The sequence below is a fragment of the Psychromonas ingrahamii 37 genome (genome assembly GCF_000015285.1).
GTDB lineage: Bacteria > Pseudomonadota > Gammaproteobacteria > Enterobacterales > Psychromonadaceae > Psychromonas > Psychromonas ingrahamii.
The window spans coordinates 3,330,785-3,355,708 of record NC_008709.1 but is presented as its reverse complement, the minus strand read 5'-3'; the positions used below and the strand labels follow the sequence as shown (position 1 = coordinate 3,355,708).

Sequence of the window (24,924 nt, the reverse complement as noted above, 5' to 3'; positions counted from 1 at the left end):
CAGTAAGTAGCCCATTCATAATACTGAACTGTCGTTCAATTGAATCTCTGATTAAAGCATTTCGGAGAATGAAAATTGAATGGCTGTTTTTTCCGTTATTCCTGAAATGATTCGGCTTCGATAAATATTCGCTGTACCATTCTATGCTCCGCCTTGATCGCAGCATCAAGTGACTGAATAACCTCTTCGAGTTCACGGGTTAACTGCTCACGTTTAAAACGAATACTAATATTGACCAGTATAAATTCGGGCCCCATGTGCATAGTAAGAAGCTCATTCACTTTCTCAACTTCTTCAAAAGAATTTGCGATCTTTCTGATACTGTTGATGACTTCTTTATTGGCTCCCTCACCGATCAGCAAGCCCTTGGTTTCAATCGCCAGCCAGATAGCCGTACCGCCAAGAATCAATCCGATTAAGATAGAAGCGATGCCATCGAAAAGAGCAATACCGGTGACCTGAGTTAACCAGATACCCAGCAAAGCTATCAACAAACCTAACAAAGCGGCGGAATCTTCAAACAGCACAACAAACATAGAAGGATCTTTACCTTTCTGGACCGCTTCGATATAACCGTGTTTTCCCTTAACTTTGCCAAACTCTTTAAAGGCAAAAAACCATGCAGCGCCTTCAAACAGAAGCGCAAGGCACAATACGATATAGTTGACCATGGGGTTTTTTATCTCAGCCGGGTGGATCACATGACGAATGCCCTCATAGATAGACACACCGGAACCCACAGCAAAGATCAGTATCGCCACAATAAAACTCCAGAAATAGATTTCTTTACCATGTCCAAAGGGAAATTCATCATCAGCCGGTTTTTTTGCCTGTTTCATCCCATAGAGCAATAATATCTGATTTCCGGTATCAACCAGTGAATGTATGCCTTCAGAGAGCATAGCTGAACTGCCGGTCATAAAAGCGGCAAAAAACTTGGTGATCGCAATAGCTGCGTTGCCTATTAAAGCTGCGATAATAACTTTGGTAGAAGCATTGGTTGACATATTTATTCCTGAATTTTACTGACTGAGCCATGCATTTGTTGATAAGCCCGTTAACTCACATTGTCGATATATTCTTAAAAACAGCTTATAGACAGACTGACCTGAAGCGCTCAAACAATGAGTTTGCTATAAAATCAGCTAACGTCAATAAAGTTAAATAAAAAGCCAAGCATTCAGCGTTGACTGGTAACAGCATCTGCATTAGTACATTTAATATAGTTTAACTAATTAATAACTTATGTTTATGAATAGCATTATTTTTTAAATTTATAGTGATTTTTCTGGTTGAGTATAAAAGCATAAAGCCCCGCTCAAGGTTGATTTAAACAGATCGTTTTATTGCATAGCATTCCCTCTTATCGCGTTTCGATGAGAGTAAAACCTTATTGAAATTTTATATTATCTTTTGTAACGACCTGTATTTTTCCCTTATACCGATCCGCTGCAGAGTTCAATCCAGAGCGGATCCTACCGCTTATTGCACACCAGGCATTTGAAATTGAAAGGGGGTGTTTGTTAACCATCAGCCGAGTTGAGGCGCTGCCCTACCTTCAGGCAAAAAGTTTGGAAAGAAACAAGGCAAGCGATTACTTTTTATAAGTGAGCTAACACTCGGCCTACTTAGCGCGCTGAATTTAGACAGGAGAGCATGGTTAGCATTCGCCAGTATTTTTGGCTGCCCGCACTTGTGCGTTTCTGGTGATCCCCGAAAAAAGTGTGAAGCTGGGGCCAGGTATTTAAAAATGGTGACTTGACTGGGAAAACGGTTGTAACAGTTGATGGTATTGGGGGATTTATCTTGTAATGTTAATATGTTGATATAATATTGATCTAAATTATCAAAAGGGTTTGTTCAGTGGATTGATAACAACCTTCAAATAAAGCCGTCAATATTGACTGTATCTTATTTGGAGCTTAGATTTTTGTAGTTTTTTCTGCCGTATAGCGGCTTCATTCAATAAATGATGACTCTCTAACACAATACCGTTTTTGAGGTTTTTCCAAAACAAAATGCAAAAAACAGCAGCCACTTAACGGCCAGTGAGCGCGGCGTTGGTTCTTATTCAGTCATCCAAATAAATTGGGCTTAAATTTGTTATTACTGCTATCTAACAGTCTGGTGCTGGTGGGCATATTAATCCTTCTGGGATCTCTTCTTACGGTTAGGCGAATTCTCCGAAGTTTTCCTGAGGGGCGATCTCATAAGGGCTGGTTTACCATGGGCTGCCTGATTAGTCTGTTTGTGCTTGGTTATCTGGCTTATGTCAATATTTTTTGGGAAAAACATACACAAGCAACGGATCTCATTGTGCCTGGTGTATTCTTTTTTGGCGCCTGTTTTGTATTGTTATCAACCTTCCTGTCTTTAAACACTGCGCTGGATATTATACGCATCTGCGAACTGGAAAAAGAGTCTTCCACTGACCCTCTGACCGGTGTATATAACCGCCGACATATGGAAAAATGCCTGCAGGAAGAGATAGCAAAAGCGCAGCGATACAAATTTGATCTCTCACTATTACTGATCGACTTGGACAATTTCAAACTGATAAACGATCAGCACGGGCACCAAGTCGGCGATCAAGTGCTTACTGACATTAGCGCGTTAGTGCTTCAAGAGCTTCGCAGCTTCGATGTTATGGCGCGTTACGGGGGGGAGGAATTTCTTGTAATTGCACCCAATACGGGTCCTGGATATGCCCATATTCTGGCAGAACGATTACGCAAAAGAATTGAGATGCATCATTTTTTTGTGGGTTCCAAAGCACTTAAAATCAAACTAACCATCAGTATAGGGGTGTCGAGTTACGGTGGTTCTATCACAACTCAAGAAAGCTTAGTTCTTCGAGCAGATAATAATCTTTATCTGGCAAAGGGACAGGGGCGTAACAAGGTAATAGCAGACCAATCAAAATATCCTCTTCAAGTGTAACCCTTTCTGGCAAAGTGCTAACGTTTTAATATTGGTAAAAATCCTGCAAATATAAAAACCGTTTTTATGCTTAAAAAATAGCATTTCAAATTTATTTTTAATCAGCTCTTTTGAGCTTGATAGAGGGTTGAGTGTTTTTTGAGTGCTTTGTATTGATCTTATAACAAAGCCATTATTTAGATAGGAAAAAATGAGTCGTTTAGCTAACAGGTGTTTTGTATCTGCTTCTGTTAGTAAAGGTGATTTTGAAATTTTAGCATACAATAAAATAAAAAGATGATTGTATTAAAGGTCATCTATACCAACTTCAGTAAAGCTGGCCGAAGATGTAGAAATACTTTGGTGTTCTTTAGTGTCTAAAACAGGCAGTACTAAAGCAGTTTATATCAGAGAAATGAATCTGTGTTGCCTAAGATTGAAGCGCTTTACCCTGCAGAGAAAATGACAATTGATGACGCTTAAGGGAAATAGATAACTTGGACAAACTGGAAAAGCTACTGATCTGAAAGGTTGAGCTTTCTGCAGGTGTTATTCGAATTTAAGCGCATTTTCGAAAAACAGAATAGGTGGAAAATTCGAATGCCAGTTGAATGGGGAAAACCATTAAAAGACGGGTTAAAATAATTTTGGTTTTACAGTTGCCGTAAAGGGAAAGTGGGGGGATTATCAAATATCCTGCCCTTCCTAAGACACGGTTTAAATGTAAGAGGGTTAAACAAATGAGTAAGGACGCAGAATACGACAGTAAAATTAATGACAGGAAAGGCTATTTGTCAGAGCTTGCTATTGCCAACAATAAGCTGGCCGTTGCCAACAGTGCGCTGGCGATTGCCAACAAGAAGCTTACCATTGCCAACAAGAAGCTTACCATTGCCAACAAGAAGCTTACCATTGCCAACAAGGAGCTTGCCATTGTCAACGAGGAGCTTGCCATTGCCAACAAGGAGCTTGCCTTTCAAAACGAAGAGAAGGATAAACGGGCAGCGGAGCTTGCTATTGCCAACCAGGAGCTTACCTTTCAAAACAAAGAGAAAGCTAAACGGGCAGTGGAGCTTGCTATTGCCAATAAAGAACTTGCCTTTCAAAGCAAAGAGAAAGCTAAACGGGCAGCGGAGCTTGCTATTGTCAACCAGGATCTTACCTTTCAAAGCAAAGAGAAAGCTAAACTGGCAGAAGAGCTTAATGACCTTGCCTTCTATGACACGCTTACCGGCTTGCCCAACAGGCGTCTTTTGATAGACCGGCTGCATCACGCATTAGCTTCCAACGTGCGTCAAGGCTGTGAAAGTGCGGTGATGTTTATTGATTTGGATCATTTCAAGGATATCAACGACACCCTCGGCCATGAAGTCGGTGATTTACTGCTGATACAGACAGCGCAACGCCTGGAATCCTGTCTACGCAAAGGCGATACCGTGGCGCGTCTGGGAGGGGATGAGTTTATGTTGATTCTGGAAAACCTGGACGAAAATCCCATTGAAGCCGCAACAAAGGCGAAGGCTATTGCTGATAAAATTTTAGCTGAGCTCAACAAACCTTACCAACTCGACATGCACAAATGTCACAGCACCGTAAGTATCGGTGCGGTCTTTTTCGACCATCAGGGTAATACGGCAGAAGATCTGATCAAACAAGCCGATATCGCCATGTATCAGGCCAAACAAGCAGGTGGCAATCTGATCAGGTTCTTTAACCCGAAAATGCAGGAGAGTATTAACGCGCGCATCACCCTCGAAAATGAATTGCGCATTGCCATTGAAAAGTCGCAATTTCATTTGTATTACCAAATTCAGATGGACAGTGACAACCGGGTATTGGGAGCCGAAGCATTGATCCGCTGGACGAACCCTGAACACGGGCTAGTGTTACCTGCTACCTTTATCCCTATAGCGGAAGAAACCGGATTGATTCTGTCCATTGGGAAATGGGTTATCGAAACGGCTTGTGCGCAGATCAAAGTATGGCAGAAAAAGTCGCAGACGCGCGACTTAACACTGGCAGTCAATGTGAGTGCAAAACAATTCCGGCAGAAGGATTTCGTGGATCAAGTCCAGTCAGCTGTACAACGACATGCTATTCCCGGAAATTTACTCAAGCTGGAATTGACCGAAAGCCTGCTGCAATATGACACCGAAGTCACCATTGCCATGATGAAGGCATTAAATAAGATTGGCGTGCAGTTCTCTCTGGATGACTTTGGAACAGGTTATTCATCCTTACAGTACCTTAAGCGGCTGCCCCTCGATCAGTTCAAAATCGACCAGTCCTTTGTGCGCGATATTGCGACAGATAATAACGATAAAGCGATAGTCAAAGCGATTATTGCTATGGCACAGATTCTGGATATAGACGTCATTGCCGAGGGAGTGGAAACTGAAGAGCAACAACAATTACTCTTAGGAAAAGGTTGCACTCTTTACCAAGGATATTTATTCAGCAAACCAATACCTATTGATCAGTTTGATGCATTAATCGGTCGTTTTACTGACAGCTAATATTAAGCACTGAGGGTTAGTGCTGTTGGTATTATTGGTAGGGTGCATTCTATGCACTGCAAACAGTGTTAATGCACCCTACGAGCTGACCAAATAAGCCGCGAGTGTCAGAGAATGCTATTAATACAAAACGCGTTAAGTTTATGATCAATGCCTTCAAAGGAAAAACTGACAATCATAAAGCAGTAGTGATGATTATTGAATAATAAATCTGATCACTTAAATTTATGCGTTTGGTATTATTGTTAGGGTGCATTCTATGCACCGCAAACAGCGGTAATCGGTGCGCACCCTACGGGCTATTAATAAATGTAGCCGAGTGTGGAATATTTTTATTTTTGATGTAGAGAGAGTGCAAATACTCTGTTCAATAAATTGAATCGAGATTGGAAGTTAATTAATGGAATTGGTATTAGATATTCAAATTAAAAAAAGGCGAGCCATTTCTGGTTCGCCTTTTTTATTTATAGTGGTTAATAAGTAACTTGATTAAGATAACTGTTTTTATTAAATCCGAACTAATTCTAATTATTGGTGCTTATTCTTCCATATAACTTTCAATACTTGGACATGAGCAAATCAGGTTACGGTCACCAAATACGTTATCAACACGGTTTACTGTCGGCCAGTACTTACTGTCTTTACTGTGCTTTGATGGGAAACAGGCCAGCTCACGGCTGTAACCATGGGTCCACTCGGACTCCATTAAATCAACCTGTGTATGGGGAGCATTGACCAGCGGATTATCCGTTGCAGACCATTCACCATCTTCTATCTGCTTGATTTCGTGGCGGATAGCTATCATGGCATCACAGAATCTGTCCAGTTCAGCGGTGCTTTCTGATTCAGTCGGTTCAATCATAAAGGTACCTCCCACCGGGAAGGACATAGTCGGCGCATGGAAGCCATAATCCATCAGACGTTTAGCGATGTCTTCATTGGAAATACCCGATGCTGCTTCAAGCGGGCGAATATCGATAATACATTCGTGCGCAACGCGGCCCTCTTTACCCTGGTATAAAATCGGGTAATGCGGACGTAAACGCTCCATTATGTAGTTCGCATTTAAGATAGCGATCTGGGTCGCTGAGGTTAACCCCTGTTCACCCATCATGGCAATATAGGCATAGGAGATAGGCAGAATAGAAGCGGAGCCTAACTCGGCCGCAGAAACGGCATAATGTTTATTATCTGCAGATTCGGTGACTTCGATATGTCCCGGCAGGAACGGAATAAGATGTTTTTTGACACCAATCGGACCCATACCTGGACCACCGCCACCATGCGGTATGCAGAAGGTTTTATGGAGGTTAAGATGGGATACGTCGGAGCCGATAAAGCCTGGGCTGGTAAGACCTATCTGAGCATTCATATTTGCGCCATCAAGGTAGACTTGACCACCGGCTTCATGTACCCATTCACATATTTCCTGAATCCCTTCTTCATAAATACCATGTGTAGAGGGGTAGGTGACCATAATGCAGGAGAGGTTATCTCGGTGCTTATCAATTTTAGCTTTTAAGTCTGCGTGGTCGATATTACCTTGTTGATCACAGCCTACAACTACTACTTTCATGGACAGCATTGATGCGGTAGCGGGGTTAGTGCCGTGCGCTGAGCTGGGTATCAAACAGATGTTTCGCTGATCTTCACCGTTACTTTGGTGGTAACGGTGAATTGCGATAAGACCTGCATATTCCCCCTGTGCACCGGAATTAGGCTGCAGTGAGAAACCATCGTAACCTGTTACTTCACAAAGCATTTTGGATAATTTTTCAGCCAGCTCCTGATAACCAAAGCTCTGCTCGGTCGGTGCGAAGGGGTGCATTTGTGAAAATTCAGGCCAGCTGACGGGCAGCATTAACGCTGCCGCATTAAGTTTCATGGTACAACATCCGAGCGGGATCATGCCATGGGTCAGCGAATAATCTTTATTCTCTAATTTTTTCATGTAACGCATCATTTGCGTTTCACTGTGGTGCTCATTAAATATCGGATGGGTTAAGTATTTACTCCTGCGGCGACATGTGGCCGGAATACCGGCAAACTCATCTTCTGCTACCTGGGCTGCAAAACCTGCAGATGAAAGTGCTTTACCGGTAATAACACGTAATAAATCTTCAACATCGGTAATAGTGGTTGTTTCATCAAGGCTGATACCAAGCTGCACGGGCATATTATCGGGCGTTGGGAATTTGCGTAAATTCATGCCTTCTGCAAGTGCTCTGTGGTAAATCGCTTTACTGTGCTCGTTGCTATTTAAGGTAATAGTATCGAAGAAGTGCTGGTTTGCTAATTCAAACCCTTCACTGCGTAAACCCGCCACTAGAATAGCGGTTAAATGGTGGACACGGCGCGCTATTTTACGCAGACCTTCAGGGCCGTGATAAAGCGCATAAAAAGCGGACATATTAGCTAGCAGGGCCTGAGCGGTACAAATATTTGAAGTCGCTTTTTCGCGGCGAATATGCTGCTCACGGGTTTGCATTGCCATACGTAATGCCGGCTTGCCTTTGCTGTCTTTTGATACACCGATAATACGGCCGGGCATAGTACGTTTGAATTTTTCTTTGGTTGCCATAAATCCGGCGTGCGGTCCGCCAAATCCCATTGGTATACCAAAACGCTGCGCACTGCCGATAACAATGTCTGCGCCCATTTCGCCGGGTGCTTTAAGCAGGGTTAATGCTAACAAGTCGGAAGCGACAGAAACCAGAGTCTTTTTAGCATGTGCTTTTTCAATGATTGCGGTTAGATCTTGAATATTACCCGTGGTGCTGGGGTATTGCAGCAGTGCGCCAAACAGATCATGGTTGTCAAGATCTTCCATTGAACCGCTAATAATCTCATAACCAAAGAATTCAGCACGGGTGCGTACAACGTCTACGGTTTGCGGGTGAATGCCATCGGCCACAAAGAAAGCTAAACTTTTGCTTTTACCGGCACGTTTGCATAAGGTCATTGATTCTGCGGCAGCAGTGGCCTCATCCAGCAACGACGCATTGGCTATTTCCATTGCGGTTAAATCCATCACCATTTGCTGATAGTTTAATAACGACTCTAAACGGCCTTGGGAAATTTCCGGCTGATAGGGAGTGTAAGCTGTGTACCAGCCGGGATTTTCTAAGACATTACGTAATATGACGTTAGGCAGTAACGTATTGTAATAACCCTGGCCAATAAAACTGCGGTTAACAATGTTTTTTTCAGCGATCGCTTTGAGCGATGCCAGCGTCATGGATTCGCTTTGCGGCTCAGCTAACTTCATTTTCTCGGGCAGACGAATGGCTGCTGGTACAGTTTGATCAATTAGCTGCTCAATGCTCTGCACGCCGATAGTCTCCAGCATCTTTTTTTGTTGTGCTGCACCGGAGCCATTGTGACGAGTCGCAAACTCTTTACTGTCACTTAATAAATCGAGAAGCGTTGTATCTGTCATAGGGGATTCCTGAATAATATTTACTTATCCCCCTGTTTTATGTTGATTAAGAGGGGAGATAGCAGAAAAAAAGCAAGGCAGCTTCATTCGAAGCAGCCTAATTGATTAGATAGGTTGTGAATGAATGATTATTCTGCATTCGCCGCGAGATAATCTTCACTGGACATAAGATTATTAAGCTCATTGCGATCAGCTAATTTGATTTTGACAATCCAACCTGCAGAATAGGGGGATTCATTAATTAATTCGGGGCTATCTTCAAGTTCTTCGTTAATCTCAATAATTTCACCTGTTACGGGTGCATAGAGATCCGAGGCTGCTTTAACTGATTCCACTAAAGAGAAAGTTTCCCCCGCTTGCGTGTTATCACCCACTTCTGGCATATCAACAAAGACAACATCTCCTAAAAGTTGTTGAGCCTGGTTTGAAATACCGATAGTGACGCTACCATCACCGTTATCGAGTATCCACTCATGTGTATCAGTAAACATTAATGCGCTTCCCATATTAAATCCTTAGCTAATTGGTTGTGTGAAATATTTATTGCTAATGACTCATCGAGAGCTAATGACAATAATGAATGTGGTTTTATTTAAATCGATAAGATGACAGGGTTAAGTTAAAGCCTAACCAACATTTTTTCATAGGATAAATTATTACCTATCCTGATAAGTCAAAAGGACGACCAGGCAGCCATTATAGGTTGATTATTCTATTCTGCTTGACCAAAAGTTTCCAAAAGGAAACTTTTTCTCTTTTATGAGATCAGGATCCTGTTTTTTCCTGTGCGCTTTTATTTTTGATGTTTACTATATAGCAAGAGAAAAGGAGAACAGTGATGACTGATCTGAATGAACAAGATATTTATCCGTCAATGAAAATTTCTAACGATCGGGGATCAGACAAAATAGAGCCCGTTAAACTCGGAGAGCGTTTAAAAGAAATTCGCAAGTCATTCGGTTTGACGCTGGAAGAAGCCAGCAAGAAAACTGGACTAGCACGTTCTACGTTATCTAAAATAGAAAATGAACAGATATCACCAACCTTTCAGGCAATGCAGAAATTGACTCGGGGTTTACAGATAGATCTTCCGCAGCTTTTTGCGCCGCCCAAACAGGTCAGTGCGACCGGTCGCCGTGACATTACGCGTAATAACGAGGGCAAGGCGCATCCGACTTCAACCTATGAACATGAATTATTGGCCACGCAGTTAACCAATAAAAAAATGATGCCCTTCAAGTCGCGGGTCAGGGCGCGTGATTTTTCGGATTATTCGGATTGGATCCGCCACGCCGGAGATGAATTTTTATTAGTATTAAGTGGTGATATAACCTTTTTTTCAGAATTTTATGAACCCGTCACGTTAAATGAAGGCGATTCGGTCTACTACGATGCGAATATGGGGCACATGCTTATTTCCAGTAGCGAAGAAGATGCTTTAATCCTTTGGGTGACCGCTTCATAAACAGAACTGACGCTGCACCATAAGTTGAAAAATAACCACCAAAACGATTGTCTCCATCTGACAATTAAATGAACCAGCCGCAACTATTGCGCAATATGGAGTATTAAACCTATGTCCGATTCACTGTCCGAAGAACTTTTGGTTACCCCGCTGCACGCACTGCACATTGAAATGGGGGGTAAAATGGTCCCTTTTGCGGGTTATGATATGCCCGTGCAATATTCACTGGGAGTGCGTAAGGAACATCTGCATTGCCGTGATGCTGCTGGCTTATTTGATGTTTCACATATGGGGCAGGTGCGTCTTTTTGGTGAAAATGCAGCGGAGGGATTAGAGGCCTTAGTCCCCGTTGATATTATGGATTTACCCGTGGGCAAACAACGTTATGCTTTCTTCACTAATGAGCAGGGCGGCATTAATGATGATTTAATGGTGGGTAACCTTGGCGATTTTTTATTGGTTGTGGTCAATGCGGCGTGTAAACAACAAGATATTGCGCATCTGCGGGCTAATCTTCCCAGTGATGTCAGGTTAGAAGTGATCGAAGATCGTGCTTTACTGGCATTACAAGGTCCGCAAGCGGTAGAGGTTCTGGCGAAGATTAATCCGGCGGTCAACAATATGCGCTTTATGGATGCTATGAAAATACAGCTGGCGGGTGTCGAATGTTATGTTAGCCGCTCCGGTTATACGGGTGAAGACGGCTTTGAAATTTCTGTCCCTGCCGCACAAGCTGAGGCTCTGGCACGTGAACTGCTGGCTTTTGCTGAAGTTGAGTGGATTGGTCTTGGCGCACGAGACTCATTACGTCTGGAAGCGGGTTTATGTTTATATGGCCATGATCTTGATGAAACCACAACACCGGTCGAAGCAAGTTTATTATGGGGTATTAGCAAAGCTCGTCGTGCAGAGGGTAGTCGTCCAGGTGGTTTTCCGGGTGCTGACATTATTCTTGAACAGATCAAAAGCAAAAATATTACCCGTAAGCGTGTCGGTTTATTGGGCACATCAAAAGCGCCGGTGCGTGAAGGTTGTGAATTGTTTGATGCGGCTGATAATAAAATTGGTATTGTTACCAGCGGTACCTTCGGCCCTTCAAAAGGGATGCCTGTTGCAATGGCCTATGTTGATGTGAATTGCAGCCAAATCGGGTCGGAAGTCTTTGCTGAAGTGCGTGCTAAAAAACTGCCCATGACAGTAGTAAAAATGCCTTTTGTTGAAGCGAATTACTTTAGAGGTTAAAGCTTCCGTGGTTAAAAATTTACGCGGTTAAAAAACAGTCTTTAAAAAAGGAGCGTATTACGCTTCTTTTTTTTATTAGCCGCTGCCACATTACCCCCCTCTAAGTCTTGCGATCTAAATAAGAGATAGTTTTTTAAGCGGGTTGCAAAGTATCAAAACAGCCAATTCAGTCGCACACAACGCCTGCTCATCCCCCGCGACCATCAGCTTTTGATAGCTAATATTATTGATTAATTGCATTATTTTTTACGTTTTTCTATAGGAGAGCGATGGGAGATTTATTAAATTATAAATTTAATGGAATGGGTCTAATCTGGTTGTATCTGCGATAAGTAAAATAAGGCTTGTTGGGATAGGTGATGTAGCGATAAGGTTTTAAAAGGAAACATTAACAAAGGGTTAGAGTAATAAGTCGAAGCTTAACAAATAAACAGTGTTATAAATTGTTAAGCTTCTACTTTAAAGCGCGGGCAGGTGAAACAGCTGCCCGACAACTTACTATTTAGACATGTAATTTTCCATATCTGTTTTTAAGTTATCAGATTTAGTACCGAAGATAGCTTGAACTCCGTTACCTGATACGACCACACCGGCAGCACCTAATCTCTTAAGTTCAGCTTTATCTACTAGTGATATATCTTTAACACTGATACGTAAACGTGTAATACAAGCATCCAAGCTATCAATATTCACTTTACCACCGAATGCCGCAACAAGAAGAATAGACATTTCAGTGCTATCAAGTGCAAGTTCTTGCTCAAGTTCTTCATCTTCACGGCCAGGTGTTTTAAGGTCCAACTTCGCAATAAGAACACGGAATACAGTGTAGTAGATTGCTGCGTAAATAAGGCCTATTGCTGGGAACCACAGGAATTTTTGTGAATTAGCAGAGAGTACCAAGAAATCAATCAGACCATGTGAGAATGAAGTACCGTGTACCATACCTAACATATTAGTAACAACAAATGCAGAACCCGCTAATAGCGCATGGATTGCATATAAAACTGGCGCTACGAATAGGAATGCAAATTCGATTGGTTCAGTAATACCGGTTAAGAATGAAGTTAACGCAGCAGAAACCATGATACCCATGACTTTAGCGCGGTTTTCAGGCTTAGCTGAATGTGCAATCGCGATAGCAGCAGCAGGTAGACCGTACATTTTAAACATGTAACCACCCGCTAATTGACCAAAACCATTACCTGCAGCACGCGTTGCATCATTGGCAGACAGGTAACATGTTAATACACCGTTTAGTTGCTCACCGGCATTGTTTACACAACTACCTGCTTCAAAGAAGAAGGGTACATTCCAGATATGGTGAAGACCAAAGGGGATTAATGAACGTTCAACAACACCGTAAATACCAAATGCGAGTGTCGGATTTTGTTCTGCAGCCCAATGTGAGAAAGCAGCAATACCATTACCAACGGGAGGCCAAACAACAGAAAGAATTGCACCTATAATGATAGCAACAAAACCAGTCATAATAGGGACGGCACGTTTACCGGCAAAGAAACCTAAGTAATCAGGTAACTTAATATTGTAGAAGCGGTTGAACATGGCAGCAGCAATACCACCGGCGACGATACCACCCAGTACACCTGTATTTGCGCCAGGAGCAAGTACTTCAATTGTTTTCATCATGATCACATAACCAACAACAGCAGCAAGACCCGCTACACCATCATTTTTTGTAAATCCTAATGCAACACCAATTGCAAAAATAAGTGCCATATTACCAAATACTGCACCGCCAGCCTGTTCCATCAGTTGCGAAATAACATCAGGTAATATCGAGAACTTTGCAGCACCCACACCGAGTAAAATACCCGCTATAGGCAGTACAGAGACAGGAAGCATTAATGACTTCCCTACTTTTTGTAAATTTCCGAAAATGTTCATACACAATTCTCCTAGAGGTTAAATTTGACTTAAAATAAACAATAAGCCTAAAAGATTTCAATTCTATTTAGGCGGAGTATATAGAAGATGTTAGTGATGATTCTGATACCTAGATCACACTTTTTTTTAAGTTACAATTGCTTACACAAGCAGAAAGATTGTTACATTCTGTTACGGGATTTTTATTGAATAAGGAGGATAATAGGATTAAGAAGTGTTGGACGAGAAGTTGTGCGTTTTTTGGGAGGCGTATTTGCACAAGGAAAAGAAAAAAAGTTCAGATAGGTGACCATCTGAACCATAAAAATTATTTTAATACTAACCGCGAACAACCATTACACGAAAGGTACGGCCTTTAAGTTTGCCTTCGCTTAATTTTTTAAAGGCAACTTTAATAACGTCGCGCTGTACTGCAATATATGACCAGTTATCCGATACGTGGATTTTGCCCACTTGATCGCCGCTAATACCATTTTCTCCGGTTAATGCGCCAACGATATCACCCGGTCTGATTTTTTGACGTTTACCACCATCAATTCGAATCGTTATCATGTTTGATTGCTGAGGTTCTTTATCAAGTAAATTTAAAAGAGGCAGTTGTTCTGGTGAAATAGAACGATCTAAATAGTCCTCCAATACAGAGACTTTGTGATGCTCTTTATCACTGTAAAAAGAGAATGCTAAGCCTTTGTTTCCTGCCCGCCCTGTACGGCCAATACGATGAACATGCAGTTCTTGATCATGTGCGATATGATAATTAAAAACAGCACTGAGATTATCAATATCCAAACCACGCGCTGCCACATCGGTTGCAACAAGAATAGAGGCACTTTTATTGGCAAAACGGATTAATGCCTGGTCGCGATCTTTTTGCTCTAAATCACCGTGCAGGGCAAGCGCGCTAAACCCCCGGTTTGCAAGTTCATCAGCCACTTCCTGTACTTCTTTTTTAGTATTGCAGAAAACCACCGATGATTCTGGTTGATACTTTTGCAATAATAAGCGCAGGGCTATCATACGATCCTGGCTATTCTCTACTTTATAAAAATGCTGGGCAATAACTGAGTCATCATGTTTAGATTCTGCTTTAACCATGATCGGATCAGTCATAATTCGTTTGGCGATATTATTAATTTTTTCCGGGAAAGTGGCACTAAATAATAATGTTTGGCGCTTTTTAGGGGCTTGATCTATGATTGCATCGATCGATGCTTGAAAGCCCATATCTAACATGCGGTCGGCTTCATCCAAGACTAATACTTCTAAATCATCCAAACGCAGTGTACCTTTGCGCAGATGATCTTCGATACGTCCCGGTGTACCAACAATAATATGTGCACCATGCTCCAGTGATCCGATTTGTGGTCCAAAGGGCACTCCGCCACATAAGGTTAATACTTTAATATTATGAATGGTGCGGGCAAGCCTGCGTAGCTCTTTACCAACCTGATCGGCAAGTTCGCGTGTCGGGCATAAAATTAAACTTTGGATACGAAAACGCTTAACACTCAGTTTTTCTAACAAACCTAAACCAAACGCGGCTGTTTTGCCGGAGCCGGTTTTACCCTGTGCGATAACATCTTTACCTGCGAGTACATGCGGTAAACTTTGCGCTTGAATGGGGGTCATTACGTGATAGCCTAAAGACTCTAGGTTATGTAAAAGATCGGTATGTAATGGTAGTGTTGAGAAAGGGGATTGGCTCAATGTTTAGATCCTATAGAATGTCTGTTTTGTAAGTTTAAAAGTGACGCACCATAACATTTTGTTAACCGCTTAACAAAGTATCTGCGCTAATATTCTCTGAATTTGTAAAAGTGGCGACCAAACAGGAGGGGTAATAATAAAAAACTTAACCAGCCCATTGCACCCCCACCTGAGTTACTCATTGTCACTTCGTTTCGCTCTGCCCATAGATCAAACTCATCCTTAGTCATCTCCTCAAAAGTCACATTAGCGACATAAGCTCGATCGGCTAAGGTTGAGACAGTTGTCTTTTTTTCGTAACGCCAGATAACCTCATTCACCTTTTTATTCAAATAAACATTATATGTATTAAAGTATTCAGCGCCGTCGATCATGCTATAAATCACGCCATTAACTGTGAGAAATAATTTATTGAATCCGCTTTCAGATTGAGTTGCCCAGTCAAAGCTCAATTTTCCTGAGCCTGTCACTTGCGCCTTTAATAAGCTTTTTTCATTATTTGCAATATCACCAGATTGTAAAGTATTATCAGCCGGAGTTAATTGCCAGGGGGCATAACCGCCGGTAAACCAGGCAATATTTTCTATTTGAAAAGCCGCTGCCGTTGCTATTCCGGTCGCATCTCTAAGCGGCAAACCAAGTAAAGATAATTGCAGGGCTGTTGAATCTCGTCGCTCACTGTTGATGGTGATGCTCTTGTGACTTATATTTGTATTCGACGGGCTGTAGGTGATGATTAAACCGCAGCTCTTATTAGTTTCAATAAAAGCGCAATCTGAAGCATTGTAGGAGAAATAATTACTCCCCTCTGCAGTAAAAATTAAGCTTGCGTTATACTCGGAATTATTTTCTATAATGATGGTTTCTGAATGGCTTTCACCAATAAAAGTATTATTGAATTCAAAATCAGGAGGTAAATAAATTCTTCGGCTGATGCTGTTTACCCATTCGCTGTATAAGGCTAATCGTGTATAAACGCCGGGATGGCCGGGAGTTGCACAACCAAATCCCCAGCTAACAATGCCAATCTGTTTCCAGCCATTTTCCTGAATCACTAATGGGCCACCACTATCACCCTGGCAGCTGTCTTTTCCACCCTCAGGTAAACCTGCACAAATCATTTCTGCCGTATAAGTACTGCCTAATGTTTTGGTGCACATTGCATCAGTCATTAGCGGAATTTCGACATCATGCAAAATATTAGGAAAATTATAGGTGATCGGTCCATAAGAGCTGTAGGGGATCGTTGACCCCCAACCGAGTACCGTCACATATTCGGTTGCAGCAAGGGCTTTTTTTGTCACTTCATTGTCTGCGGGAGAAATGAAGATTGGATTATTAACACTTGAGGCCAATTTTAACAGTGCAATATCATTAACGCTTGTTGAGCTGTTGTAATCCGGGTGGATGTAGATCTGCTGAATCCTTCTCGCAGGCGTAACCATGGCTGAGCTTAAGTCATATTCACCAACAGTTGCAGTGAGTTGCGATGCCAATTTCAGGTTCCCACTTTTAAATAAGCAGTGAGCCGCAGTTAATACCCACCGATCGCCTATTAATGATCCGCCACAAAAATGATTTTGGGTGACATTATTTTTTAGGCTAACTACCCAGAGCCAGTCGTTAACTTGACTTTCCTGGCCGCCAACAATACGAAAAGAAATTTCACGGGCAGATGCTGAAGAATAATGAACGCATATAACCAGTAAGAATACTCTCAATAAATTTATTACGAAGTACTTCATAAATAAACCTTCATTAATGGCCCTGTTTCAGATGTTCATTTTTAAGTATAGACACTAATCATTCGGAACATAACTTCACTTTTAACGGGCATAAATGGATATAAAATAAGCGTGTTAGAGCTTAATAATATAAATTTTATTAAATACAACAGGGGATTTTATCCAATCGCAGCTGCCATTATTAATGCCAGCTGAGTAAAGCTAGCCGGTCAAAAAGTGGGACGTTTAAAACCGCTTTATTAGGAAGTGGCTTATTAATATTATTGCCTTATGTACATAAAGCAATGCACTGCTGTTGAACTAGATAGACTAAACAGTTGTACCAATTCTGATTATAACAAAAGAAGTTAAATTGTGATCTGATTAAAAGGTGGAAATGTCCATTTAAATGAATAGTTGAAGGATTTATATTTTTTTGCAATATGATTATTTAATTATTTAATTATTTAATTATTTCTTTTGCTATTAATAGATGTAGTCGAGTGTGAAATATTTTTATCAGTGATCTAGAGAGAGTGCAAATACTCTGTTCAAGAGATTGAATCAATATGGGAAGTTAATTAACATAATAAGTGTATGTTATCGGTAGGGTCCATTCTATGCACAGCAAACAGGCAATCGGTGTGCGGTCTACGAGCATGGGCAGTTAATTAATGGAATGGGTATATATTATCAGTAGGGTGCATTTTATGCACCGCAAGCAGGCAATCTGTGTGCGGTCTACGAGCATGGGCAGTTAATTAATGGAATGGGTATATATTATCAGTAGGGTGCATTTTATGCACCGCAAGCAGGCAATTGGTGTGTGGCCTACGAGCATGGAAAGTTAATTAATGTAATGGGTATATATTATCGGTAGGGTGCATTTATGCACCGCAAGCAGGAAATCGGTGTGCGGTCTACGAGCATGGGAAGTTAATTAATGGAATGGGTATATATTATCGGTAGTGTGCATTTTATACCGCAAGCAGCGGCAATAGGTGCGCACCCTACGAGCTGCTCAATGCAGGAGGGAGAGAATATAATCTGGTTAATAGCAGCTGAGTAAATCTAGCCCGTCAAAAAGTTGGACGTTTAAAACCGCTTTATTAGGCAGTGGCTTATTAATATTATTTGCCTTTACACATAAAGCAATACAGTGCTGTTGATCAGGATAAACTAAATAGCTGACCCAATCCTGGCTATCCTGCTCGGAGCAGGATAGAGAGAAGTTGAGCTGGATATTATCGTTAAATTGATCTTTTTTTGCCTTGCCTATTGTAAAGTTAAATGATTCCAGGCCTTGACTGATGCCCATTCCAGTGGCTTTTACAAATGCTTCTTTTAGTGTCCAATACTCAAAAAAACGCCGCCTTTGTTGTGCGGGGGGAAGTGCCATTAATGCGTCAAATTCTATTGCCGAAAAGTAACGTTGTGCAATTGCTTTAATACTGATTTTTCGGGATAAACTTTCGATATCGCAGCCAATATTTTTGTCCAGACAGACCGCACAAATGATCAAATCATCATTGTGGCTAAGGTTAAAAGAGAGCGGAAGAGGGGGGCTGTCTATCTCGGGTTTTCCATGAGCACCAATATTAAATAACCATTTTTGAGCGGGTACGTCAGCATATTGCGATAAAACGGTTCGGGCAAAGGCTCTTGTGATGAGGGCGGTGTGTTTGGCTTTTGCCAGACGGTAACGCTGTGTTTTTTCAATTTCAGTCTGGCTGAGTAAGCTTTTTAAGGCATTAAGCAGTTTGCTGTCGCTTACTTTAGCGGGCTCAATTAACCAGACATGCAGATCATTATTATTGAGTGTTAATTTTGAAGCAGTATGGTGGACAAACACGATTCACCCGATAATTCAGAAAAAAGACAACTATCAACAAAACAATAAAAAGGGATAGCTCAGCTATCCCTTTTTATTCATTTAACTCAAATAATTATTTAGCTATTTCTTTAAGTTTAAATGAACTGATTTTTTTATTCATTTCACGACGTTCTTTTGAAAGCTCTGCACCTTTAATAATGTGCTCATCAACACGATCTTCATAATCGTCGCGCATATTTTCAATAATGCATTTTATATCTTCAGGTGACATATTAGGTTTAATATATTCTAATAAATTAGAAAGCAGATCTACACGTTTAGTGTTATCGCGAACTTTTTTCTCATTATCAAGGATTTCACGTTTGAGTTTGTTCTTACGGCGAGTATTTCTTACCAATTCAAGCAAATTATCCATTATTTTACCTTTTCTTTAAATATTAAAAATTGAAATTGTTAAGTCAGCTCAGATCATTATACCGATTGTGGTTAAAAACGGGATAGTTATTTTTAATAACATGCTGCAAGAGATTCACCATAGCCTTTTTTTTAATATGGGTAACTGGCAGAGGGTATTATTGAGTCTGTTCTTTAATAATCGTTTCAATAACATCTTGTAATGTTTGTGGTTCTTGCGCGCCAGAAAGTAAATACTGTTTATTAAAAATAAACGCAGGTACTGCTCGCACATCATTTTCAGCCCAAAAAAACTGATCGTCTCTGACCGCTTGTGCGTAACGCTGAGTCTCTAATATCTCTTTAGCTGCATTACGATCCAAGCCAACTTTTTCTGCAACATCAAGCAGTAATAATAGCTCACTTGGATTTTGCTGTTGAGTGAAGTAAAGATCGAATAATGCCAATTTTAAAGCAGTTTGTTTATTATATGATTTAGCCCAGTGTAATAATTGATGAGCAAGAAAGGAATTAAAAATGCGTGAATTGTCGTTAAAACGAAATTCAAAGCCTAGTGCTTTTCCTGTTTCAATAATCTGCTGGCGACTTTTAATACTCTGCTCTTTAGTTGAGCCATATTTGTCCCGTAAATGCTCTCCTAAGTGTTCACCTTCAAAGGGCATGTCGGGATTTAATTCAAAGGGTTGCCATATTATTTCAAATTCAGCAGCCTCTCTCATTTTCGACATGGCATGCTCAAGTTTTTTATAACCGATAATACACCAGGGGCACATTATGTCCGAGACGATGTCAATGCGAACAGTTGGAAGTTCAGGCATATAATTCTCTTTGTTCTAATAGGTTGATGACTATATTTTAGCACTAATTAGATTGTTGTTTTACAACAGTCTTCGGGCTGTTTGCTTATATAAAAATGCTGGTCCAGAATTTCAATATTTTTATCAAATAGATTTCACTTTCACTCTATTATTATTGTCTCTGCTTTTTTTAATTAATTCATTATCGGTAATATGTTTTGTCGATTTTGCCAGGCGATCATAAAGTACAACATTAACCGTCGCTGCGAGATTCAGACAGCCAATAGTAGGGATATAAACAACCGCATCAGCCTGGTTTACTACCGACTGTTTAATGGTGCCGTCTTCAGGGCCAAAAATATATAATGCTTTTTCAGGATGTATAAAATTAGGCAGGGGCGTTGCTCCCTCAATCAGGTCAACACAAACCACTTTAATATCATTATTCGAATAATTTTCAGATAAATTATTAAGTAAATCTGGTTCGTTCCTTAAAGGGATCGTCGCGCTGATATTTTTGGTATCTGTCTTAAGTTTCATTGTGAGAGCATAACGATTGCCGGTATATAGAACGCCATCAACCGCATAACATCCGGCCGCGCGCATCACAGCACCCACATTTGTCGGGCTTTTAGGGTTAATTAAAGCAATTAAAACTTTATTTTTTGCCATCTAATTTCTCGTACAAATAATAACTGGCATCCAAAGCATAATCCAATAGCACTTTAAAAAGTGCTTAGCCCAAGCAGCAGGACTATTCTTCATTAAGGGGCTGCAGGGTAAGATTTTATTAAAAACGTCTTATTGGCAAGGGACGATTGACCAACCTGTACAATGCCGCTTTTTGAAGCGCTTCGAGCATACTATTATATTATTATTTTATAAAATGATTATTCATTCGATATTTAAACTGGGATTTATAATGTTTCAATACCGGCTAATGCCTCGGTAAATTCCGATAAATCTATTTCTAAATCATTGTCCTGGCCAAGCCAGTTAACACCAACAACGATGTTATCCGCAAGCAGATCTTCAACCCAAAACTCCAGCCAATCAGCTACTGAAATGGCTGCCGGCACATAATCTTGCCATTCTTCAGTACAATGCGGTAAAGCCAGTTCAGCACTTGACCATAACGGCATTACTTCTGTCTGTTCATAATAAAGGGAGTCAACGACAACCCAATCCTCACTTTCTTTATCCTGCAGTGCCCATAATATTTGAGTTGGTTTAACGTTAGCAATAAATGCCATTAACGCTTGATTATTGTCAGCCATGATTTTTCTCATATAAATTTATTTAAAGGCAACAGTATACTATTATATGAGTGAATTAAAAGCATGGGACAGTACATTTACTGTGACGTATTAATTAAAAACAAGTTGTTAAATAAATGTAAAAACTCCATGTGTTATAACGTTTTTTTTAAAACAAAAAACAAGTTTTGATATAAAAAAAAGTACAAGGATCTAAGTATGAGGATCTTTTTATGGACTATGTTAACTAAAGCTTGCAATCATGGTAAATGTCATATATTCATTGTAAGGCTATTTATAAATAAAAAATTAAAATTAAAATATAAGAACAATAACTCTAACTAAATTAAGCGGTTATTTGAATGTGATAACAGATAAAAGAGCAATGACTGGAGCTGATGCCGATTGTTCAGAATATAAGATCGGCTGAATATTTAGCTGTTTTTATAGTACTTTTTATCTAAATGTGTACCAGAGATTACTATCATTTATCATTACGTTCCGCCTAAAAGGAAATGTTGCATGATTGTTACACGAGTTGCTTTTTTATCCACTTTGCTTATTCCTCAATTAAGTTTTGCAAACAGCGCTTTTAATATGCGGGGGGGTGTTACTGATATCAGTGAAGATGTCTATCAATTGCATATGACTATTTTTCTTATCTGTTGTGCGATTGCCGTCGTCGTCTTTGGTATTATGTTCTGGTCTATTTTTCATCATCGTAAATCCAAAGGTTTTAAACCCGCCCAATTCCATGAAAGTACTAAAATTGAAGTGTTATGGACAGCTATTCCATTTGTTATCCTGATAGCCATGGCAGTCCCTGCCACCAAGACCCTGATTGCGATGGAGGATAACAGTAAAGCAGATATTACTATTAAGGTAACAGGCTCACAATGGAAGTGGCATTATCAATACCTTAGTTATAATAATGAAATCCTCGATATAGATTTTTATTCGGTTACTTCTACCCCGCAGGCACAAATAAACAATCAGGAAGAAAAAACATCCACCTATCTCCTTGAAGTTGATAACCCTTTGGTTGTCCCAATCAATAAAAAAGTACGTTTTGTAATAACCTCCGACGATGTTATTCACTCCTGGTGGGTCCCCGATTTTGCAATAAAACAAGATGCGGTTCCTGGCTTTATTAATGAAGCTTGGGCACGTGTTAACGAGGTTGGTATCTATCGTGGTCAATGTGCCGAGTTATGCGGCAAAAACCACGGTTTTATGCCGATCGTTGTTGATGCGATGGCAGAAAATGATTTTGATAACTGGTTGGCCCAGGCAAAAATAGCGAAACAAAAAGAAGCGCAGGAAGCCCTGGCGTCACAGTCTACCAGCTTCTCTAAAACGGATCTTATGACCCAGGGTGAACAAGTCTATGTGGGGCATTGTTCTGTTTGCCATCAGCCAACGGGGACCGGATTGCCGGGGGTTTTCCCCGCATTAAAAGGCAGTGCGATAGCAACGGGTGATTTAAATGCGCATATTAATATTGTCTTAAATGGCAAGTCAGGCACGGCGATGCAGTCTTTTTCAAAGCAGTTATCACTTAAAGAATTAGCCGCTGTTATCACCTATGAACGTAATGCCTGGGACAATAATACGGGAGATTTGGTGCAGCCGATTCAAATTAGTAATGCCATGAATCCACAGGAAAGCGATGCAGCGCAGGCAGCAATAAAAAACGTTGAAGCCAAGGAGGCTATTGATGAAGCTGTTCCGGTTGCAGCAGATAAAACCATGCAGGAGCTACCCTTGTCCAAGTTAACAAAAGAGCAGCTTATGACCTCCGGTGAACAGGATTATTTGACTTTCTGTGCTGCTTGCCATCAACCAACTGGTCTGGGTATTCCAGGTGCCTTTCCGGCATTAAAAGGTAGCCCACTGGTCAAAGGGGCTGTCTCTGAACACCTAAATATTGTATTAAAAGGAAAAGCAGGCACCGCAATGCAACCTTTCGCAGAACAACTAAGCGCTGAACAGTTAGCGGCTATTATCACCTATGAGCGTAATGCCTGGGGTAATGATACGGGTGACCTGGTGCAACCCAACGATATTGAGCAGGCAATTAAGGGAGAACGGTAATGACAGGTGCAGCCGATAACACTCAAGACTCTTATCCTCAAACTACCGAGCATAATGAACATCACGCGCCGACAGGCTTTAAACGCTGGTTCTTTAGTACCAACCATAAAGATATTGGTACGCTCTATTTAGGTTTTTCATTACTTATGTTCTTAATTGGTGGTGCCATGGCGATGCTGATTAGGGCTGAATTATTTCAACCCGGTCTGCAGCTTATGGAGCCCCATTTTTATAACCAAATGGTCACGGTTCATGGTTTGATTATGGTCTTTGGTGCAGTTATGCCAGCTTTTGTCGGTCTGGCCAATTGGATGATTCCGTTGATGATCGGTGCGCCTGATATGGCGTTACCGCGCATGAATAACTGGAGCTTTTGGATTTTGCCCTTTGCTTTTGCCATGTTGTTAGGGTCGTTATTTATGGAAGGCGGTGGTCCAGCCTTTGGATGGACTTTTTATGCTCCATTATCAACAACTTATAGCAATGACAATACGGCCATGTTTGTTTTTGCCGTACATATAATGGGGATTAGTTCAATAATGGGGGCGATTAACGTTATTGTCACAATTGTGAATTTACGCGCCCCCGGTATGACCTGGATGAAGACGCCAATGTTCGTTTGGACATGGCTTATTACTGCTTTTTTATTAATTGCGGTGATGCCCGTATTGGCCGGTGCCGTGACTATGGTATTAACCGATAAATACTTTGGCACTGACTTCTTTAATGCCATGGGCGGTGGGGATCCGGTGATGTTCCAGCATATATTCTGGTTCTTTGGTCACCCTGAAGTTTATATTATGATCTTGCCCGCATTCGGTATTATTTCTACCATAGTACCGACCTTCTCACGTAAAAAGCTCTTTGGTTACCATTCGATGGTCTATGCCACGGGTTCAATCGCAATATTATCTTTTGTGGTCTGGATGCATCATATGTTTACTACCGGTATGCCGTTAGCTGCCGAATTATTTTTTATGTATAGCACTATGCTTATCTCGGTGCCCACCGGGGTGAAAATCTTTAACTGGGTGGCTACTATGTGGCGAGGTGCGATCTCCTTTGAAGTGCCGATGTTATTTGCGATTGCCTTTATTGTTTTGTTTACCATAGGCGGATTTTCCGGCCTGATGTTAGCCATTACCCCAGCCGATTTCCAGTACCATGATACCTACTTTGTAGTGGCACATTTTCATTATGTCTTAGTGACCGGTGCCGTCTTTTCAATTATGGCAGGCGTTTATTACTGGCTGCCGAAATGGTCCGGCCACATGTTTGATATCAGGCTTGCAAAAACACATTTTTGGTTATCATTAATCAGCGTAAATATCCTTTTTTTCCCGATGCATTTTGTTGGATTAGCGGGGATGCCCCGTCGTATTCCTGATTATGCGCTGCAGTTTGCTGATTTCAACGCCATTATCAGTATCGGTGGTTTTGCCTTTGGTTTATCCCAATTATTATTTGTCTGGGTGGTTTTAAAATGTGTTAGAGGGGGAGAAAAAGTACCGGCAAACGTCTGGCAAGCCGCAGAAGGTTTAGAATGGGATGTGCCTTCTCCCGCGCCGCATCATACCTTTGTCACTCCACCCGTGATTAAATAATGCTTAGT

At 41.0% G+C, this 24,924-nt stretch carries 18 protein-coding genes; 7 read left to right on the top strand and 11 right to left on the bottom strand.

Features of this window, described 5'->3' with window-relative positions; translation table 11 throughout:
* Positions 1-95 precede the first annotated feature (95 nt).
* Positions 96-1,007 (bottom strand): cation diffusion facilitator family transporter, encoded by a 912-nt coding sequence (locus PING_RS14100; protein WP_011770998.1) that lies wholly within the window; start codon positions 1,005-1,007, stop codon positions 96-98.
* Between the two features lie 1,093 nt (positions 1,008-2,100).
* Between PING_RS14100 and PING_RS14095 the strand changes: the two genes are divergently transcribed.
* Together PING_RS14095 and PING_RS14090 are read left to right on the top strand one after the other, a co-directional pair.
* On the top strand, positions 2,101-2,940 hold the full coding sequence (locus PING_RS14095; protein WP_041766521.1) for a GGDEF domain-containing protein: 840 nt from the start codon (positions 2,101-2,103) through the stop codon (positions 2,938-2,940).
* Between the two features lie 719 nt (positions 2,941-3,659).
* Positions 3,660-5,435 carry a putative bifunctional diguanylate cyclase/phosphodiesterase gene (locus tag PING_RS14090; RefSeq protein WP_011770995.1) on the top strand — a complete coding sequence of 592 codons (1,776 nt, stop codon included), beginning with the start codon at positions 3,660-3,662 and terminating at the stop codon, positions 5,433-5,435.
* 538 nt (positions 5,436-5,973) lie between these two features.
* On the opposite strand, the gene gcvP is transcribed toward PING_RS14090, so the two are convergent.
* Both gcvP and gcvH read right to left on the bottom strand, forming a co-directional pair.
* Positions 5,974-8,874, bottom strand: a complete 2,901-nt coding sequence (gene gcvP / locus PING_RS14085) for an aminomethyl-transferring glycine dehydrogenase (RefSeq protein WP_011770994.1) — start codon at positions 8,872-8,874, stop codon at positions 5,974-5,976.
* A gap of 128 nt (positions 8,875-9,002) precedes the next feature.
* Positions 9,003-9,380 (bottom strand): glycine cleavage system protein GcvH, encoded by a 378-nt coding sequence (gene gcvH / locus PING_RS14080; protein ID WP_011770993.1) that lies wholly within the window; start codon positions 9,378-9,380, stop codon positions 9,003-9,005.
* A 332-nt stretch (positions 9,381-9,712) separates the two neighbouring features.
* On the opposite strand from gcvH, the gene PING_RS14075 reads away from it, so the two are divergent.
* Both PING_RS14075 and gcvT read left to right on the top strand, forming a co-directional pair.
* Positions 9,713-10,339 (top strand): helix-turn-helix domain-containing protein, encoded by a 627-nt coding sequence (locus PING_RS14075; RefSeq protein ID WP_011770992.1) that lies wholly within the window; start codon positions 9,713-9,715, stop codon positions 10,337-10,339.
* 111 nt (positions 10,340-10,450) lie between these two features.
* Complete coding sequence (gcvT, locus tag PING_RS14070; protein ID WP_011770991.1) at positions 10,451-11,581, top strand: glycine cleavage system aminomethyltransferase GcvT; 1,131 nt, start codon at positions 10,451-10,453, stop codon at positions 11,579-11,581.
* Between the two features lie 498 nt (positions 11,582-12,079).
* Here gcvT and ptsG read toward each other — a convergent pair whose 3' ends face one another.
* The 3 genes from ptsG to PING_RS14055 all read right to left on the bottom strand — a co-directional run bounded on the left by ptsG (position 12,080) and on the right by PING_RS14055 (position 16,938).
* Positions 12,080-13,486, bottom strand: a complete 1,407-nt coding sequence (ptsG, locus tag PING_RS14065) for a PTS glucose transporter subunit IIBC (RefSeq protein ID WP_011770990.1) — start codon at positions 13,484-13,486, stop codon at positions 12,080-12,082.
* A 318-nt stretch (positions 13,487-13,804) separates the two neighbouring features.
* The gene (gene dbpA / locus PING_RS14060; protein WP_011770989.1) at positions 13,805-15,193 is read right to left on the bottom strand and encodes an ATP-dependent RNA helicase DbpA; all 1,389 of its coding nucleotides are present in this window, start codon (positions 15,191-15,193) and stop codon (positions 13,805-13,807) included.
* An 86-nt stretch (positions 15,194-15,279) separates the two neighbouring features.
* Positions 15,280-16,938, bottom strand: a complete 1,659-nt coding sequence (locus tag PING_RS14055) for a trypsin-like serine protease (RefSeq protein ID WP_011770988.1) — start codon at positions 16,936-16,938, stop codon at positions 15,280-15,282.
* Positions 16,939-17,860: 922 nt separating this feature from the next.
* Here PING_RS14055 and PING_RS21635 point away from each other — a divergent pair.
* Positions 17,861-17,986: a hypothetical protein gene (locus tag PING_RS21635; RefSeq protein WP_269571515.1), complete on the top strand. Its 126-nt coding sequence runs from the start codon at positions 17,861-17,863 to the stop codon at positions 17,984-17,986.
* On the opposite strand, the gene PING_RS14050 is transcribed toward PING_RS21635, so the two are convergent.
* From PING_RS14050 to PING_RS14030, 5 genes are all read right to left on the bottom strand, one after another.
* Positions 17,969-18,769, bottom strand: coding sequence for a 4'-phosphopantetheinyl transferase family protein (locus PING_RS14050; RefSeq protein ID WP_011770987.1), 801 nt, complete (start codon positions 18,767-18,769; stop codon positions 17,969-17,971). The genes PING_RS21635 and PING_RS14050 overlap by 18 nt on opposite strands.
* Before the next feature lie 94 nt (positions 18,770-18,863).
* A complete protein-coding gene (locus tag PING_RS14045) occupies positions 18,864-19,166 on the bottom strand; it encodes a DUF496 family protein (RefSeq protein WP_011770986.1) in 303 nt (100 codons plus the stop codon).
* A gap of 157 nt (positions 19,167-19,323) precedes the next feature.
* Entirely contained in the window at positions 19,324-19,983 is a 660-nt protein-coding gene (locus PING_RS14040; RefSeq protein ID WP_011770985.1) for a DsbA family oxidoreductase, read from the bottom strand.
* Between the two features lie 123 nt (positions 19,984-20,106).
* Positions 20,107-20,634 (bottom strand): RNA methyltransferase, encoded by a 528-nt coding sequence (locus PING_RS14035; protein ID WP_011770984.1) that lies wholly within the window; start codon positions 20,632-20,634, stop codon positions 20,107-20,109.
* A 245-nt stretch (positions 20,635-20,879) separates the two neighbouring features.
* Complete coding sequence (locus tag PING_RS14030; RefSeq protein WP_041766519.1) at positions 20,880-21,239, bottom strand: DUF2750 domain-containing protein; 360 nt, start codon at positions 21,237-21,239, stop codon at positions 20,880-20,882.
* Positions 21,240-21,740: 501 nt separating this feature from the next.
* On the opposite strand from PING_RS14030, the gene coxB reads away from it, so the two are divergent.
* Both coxB and ctaD read left to right on the top strand, forming a co-directional pair.
* A complete protein-coding gene (gene coxB, locus PING_RS14025; RefSeq protein ID WP_011770982.1) occupies positions 21,741-23,312 on the top strand; it encodes a cytochrome c oxidase subunit II in 1,572 nt (523 codons plus the stop codon).
* Entirely contained in the window at positions 23,312-24,916 is a 1,605-nt protein-coding gene (ctaD, locus tag PING_RS14020) for a cytochrome c oxidase subunit I (protein ID WP_011770981.1), read from the top strand. The genes coxB and ctaD overlap by 1 nt, the downstream gene beginning before the upstream one ends.
* Positions 24,917-24,924: the final 8 nt, after the last annotated feature.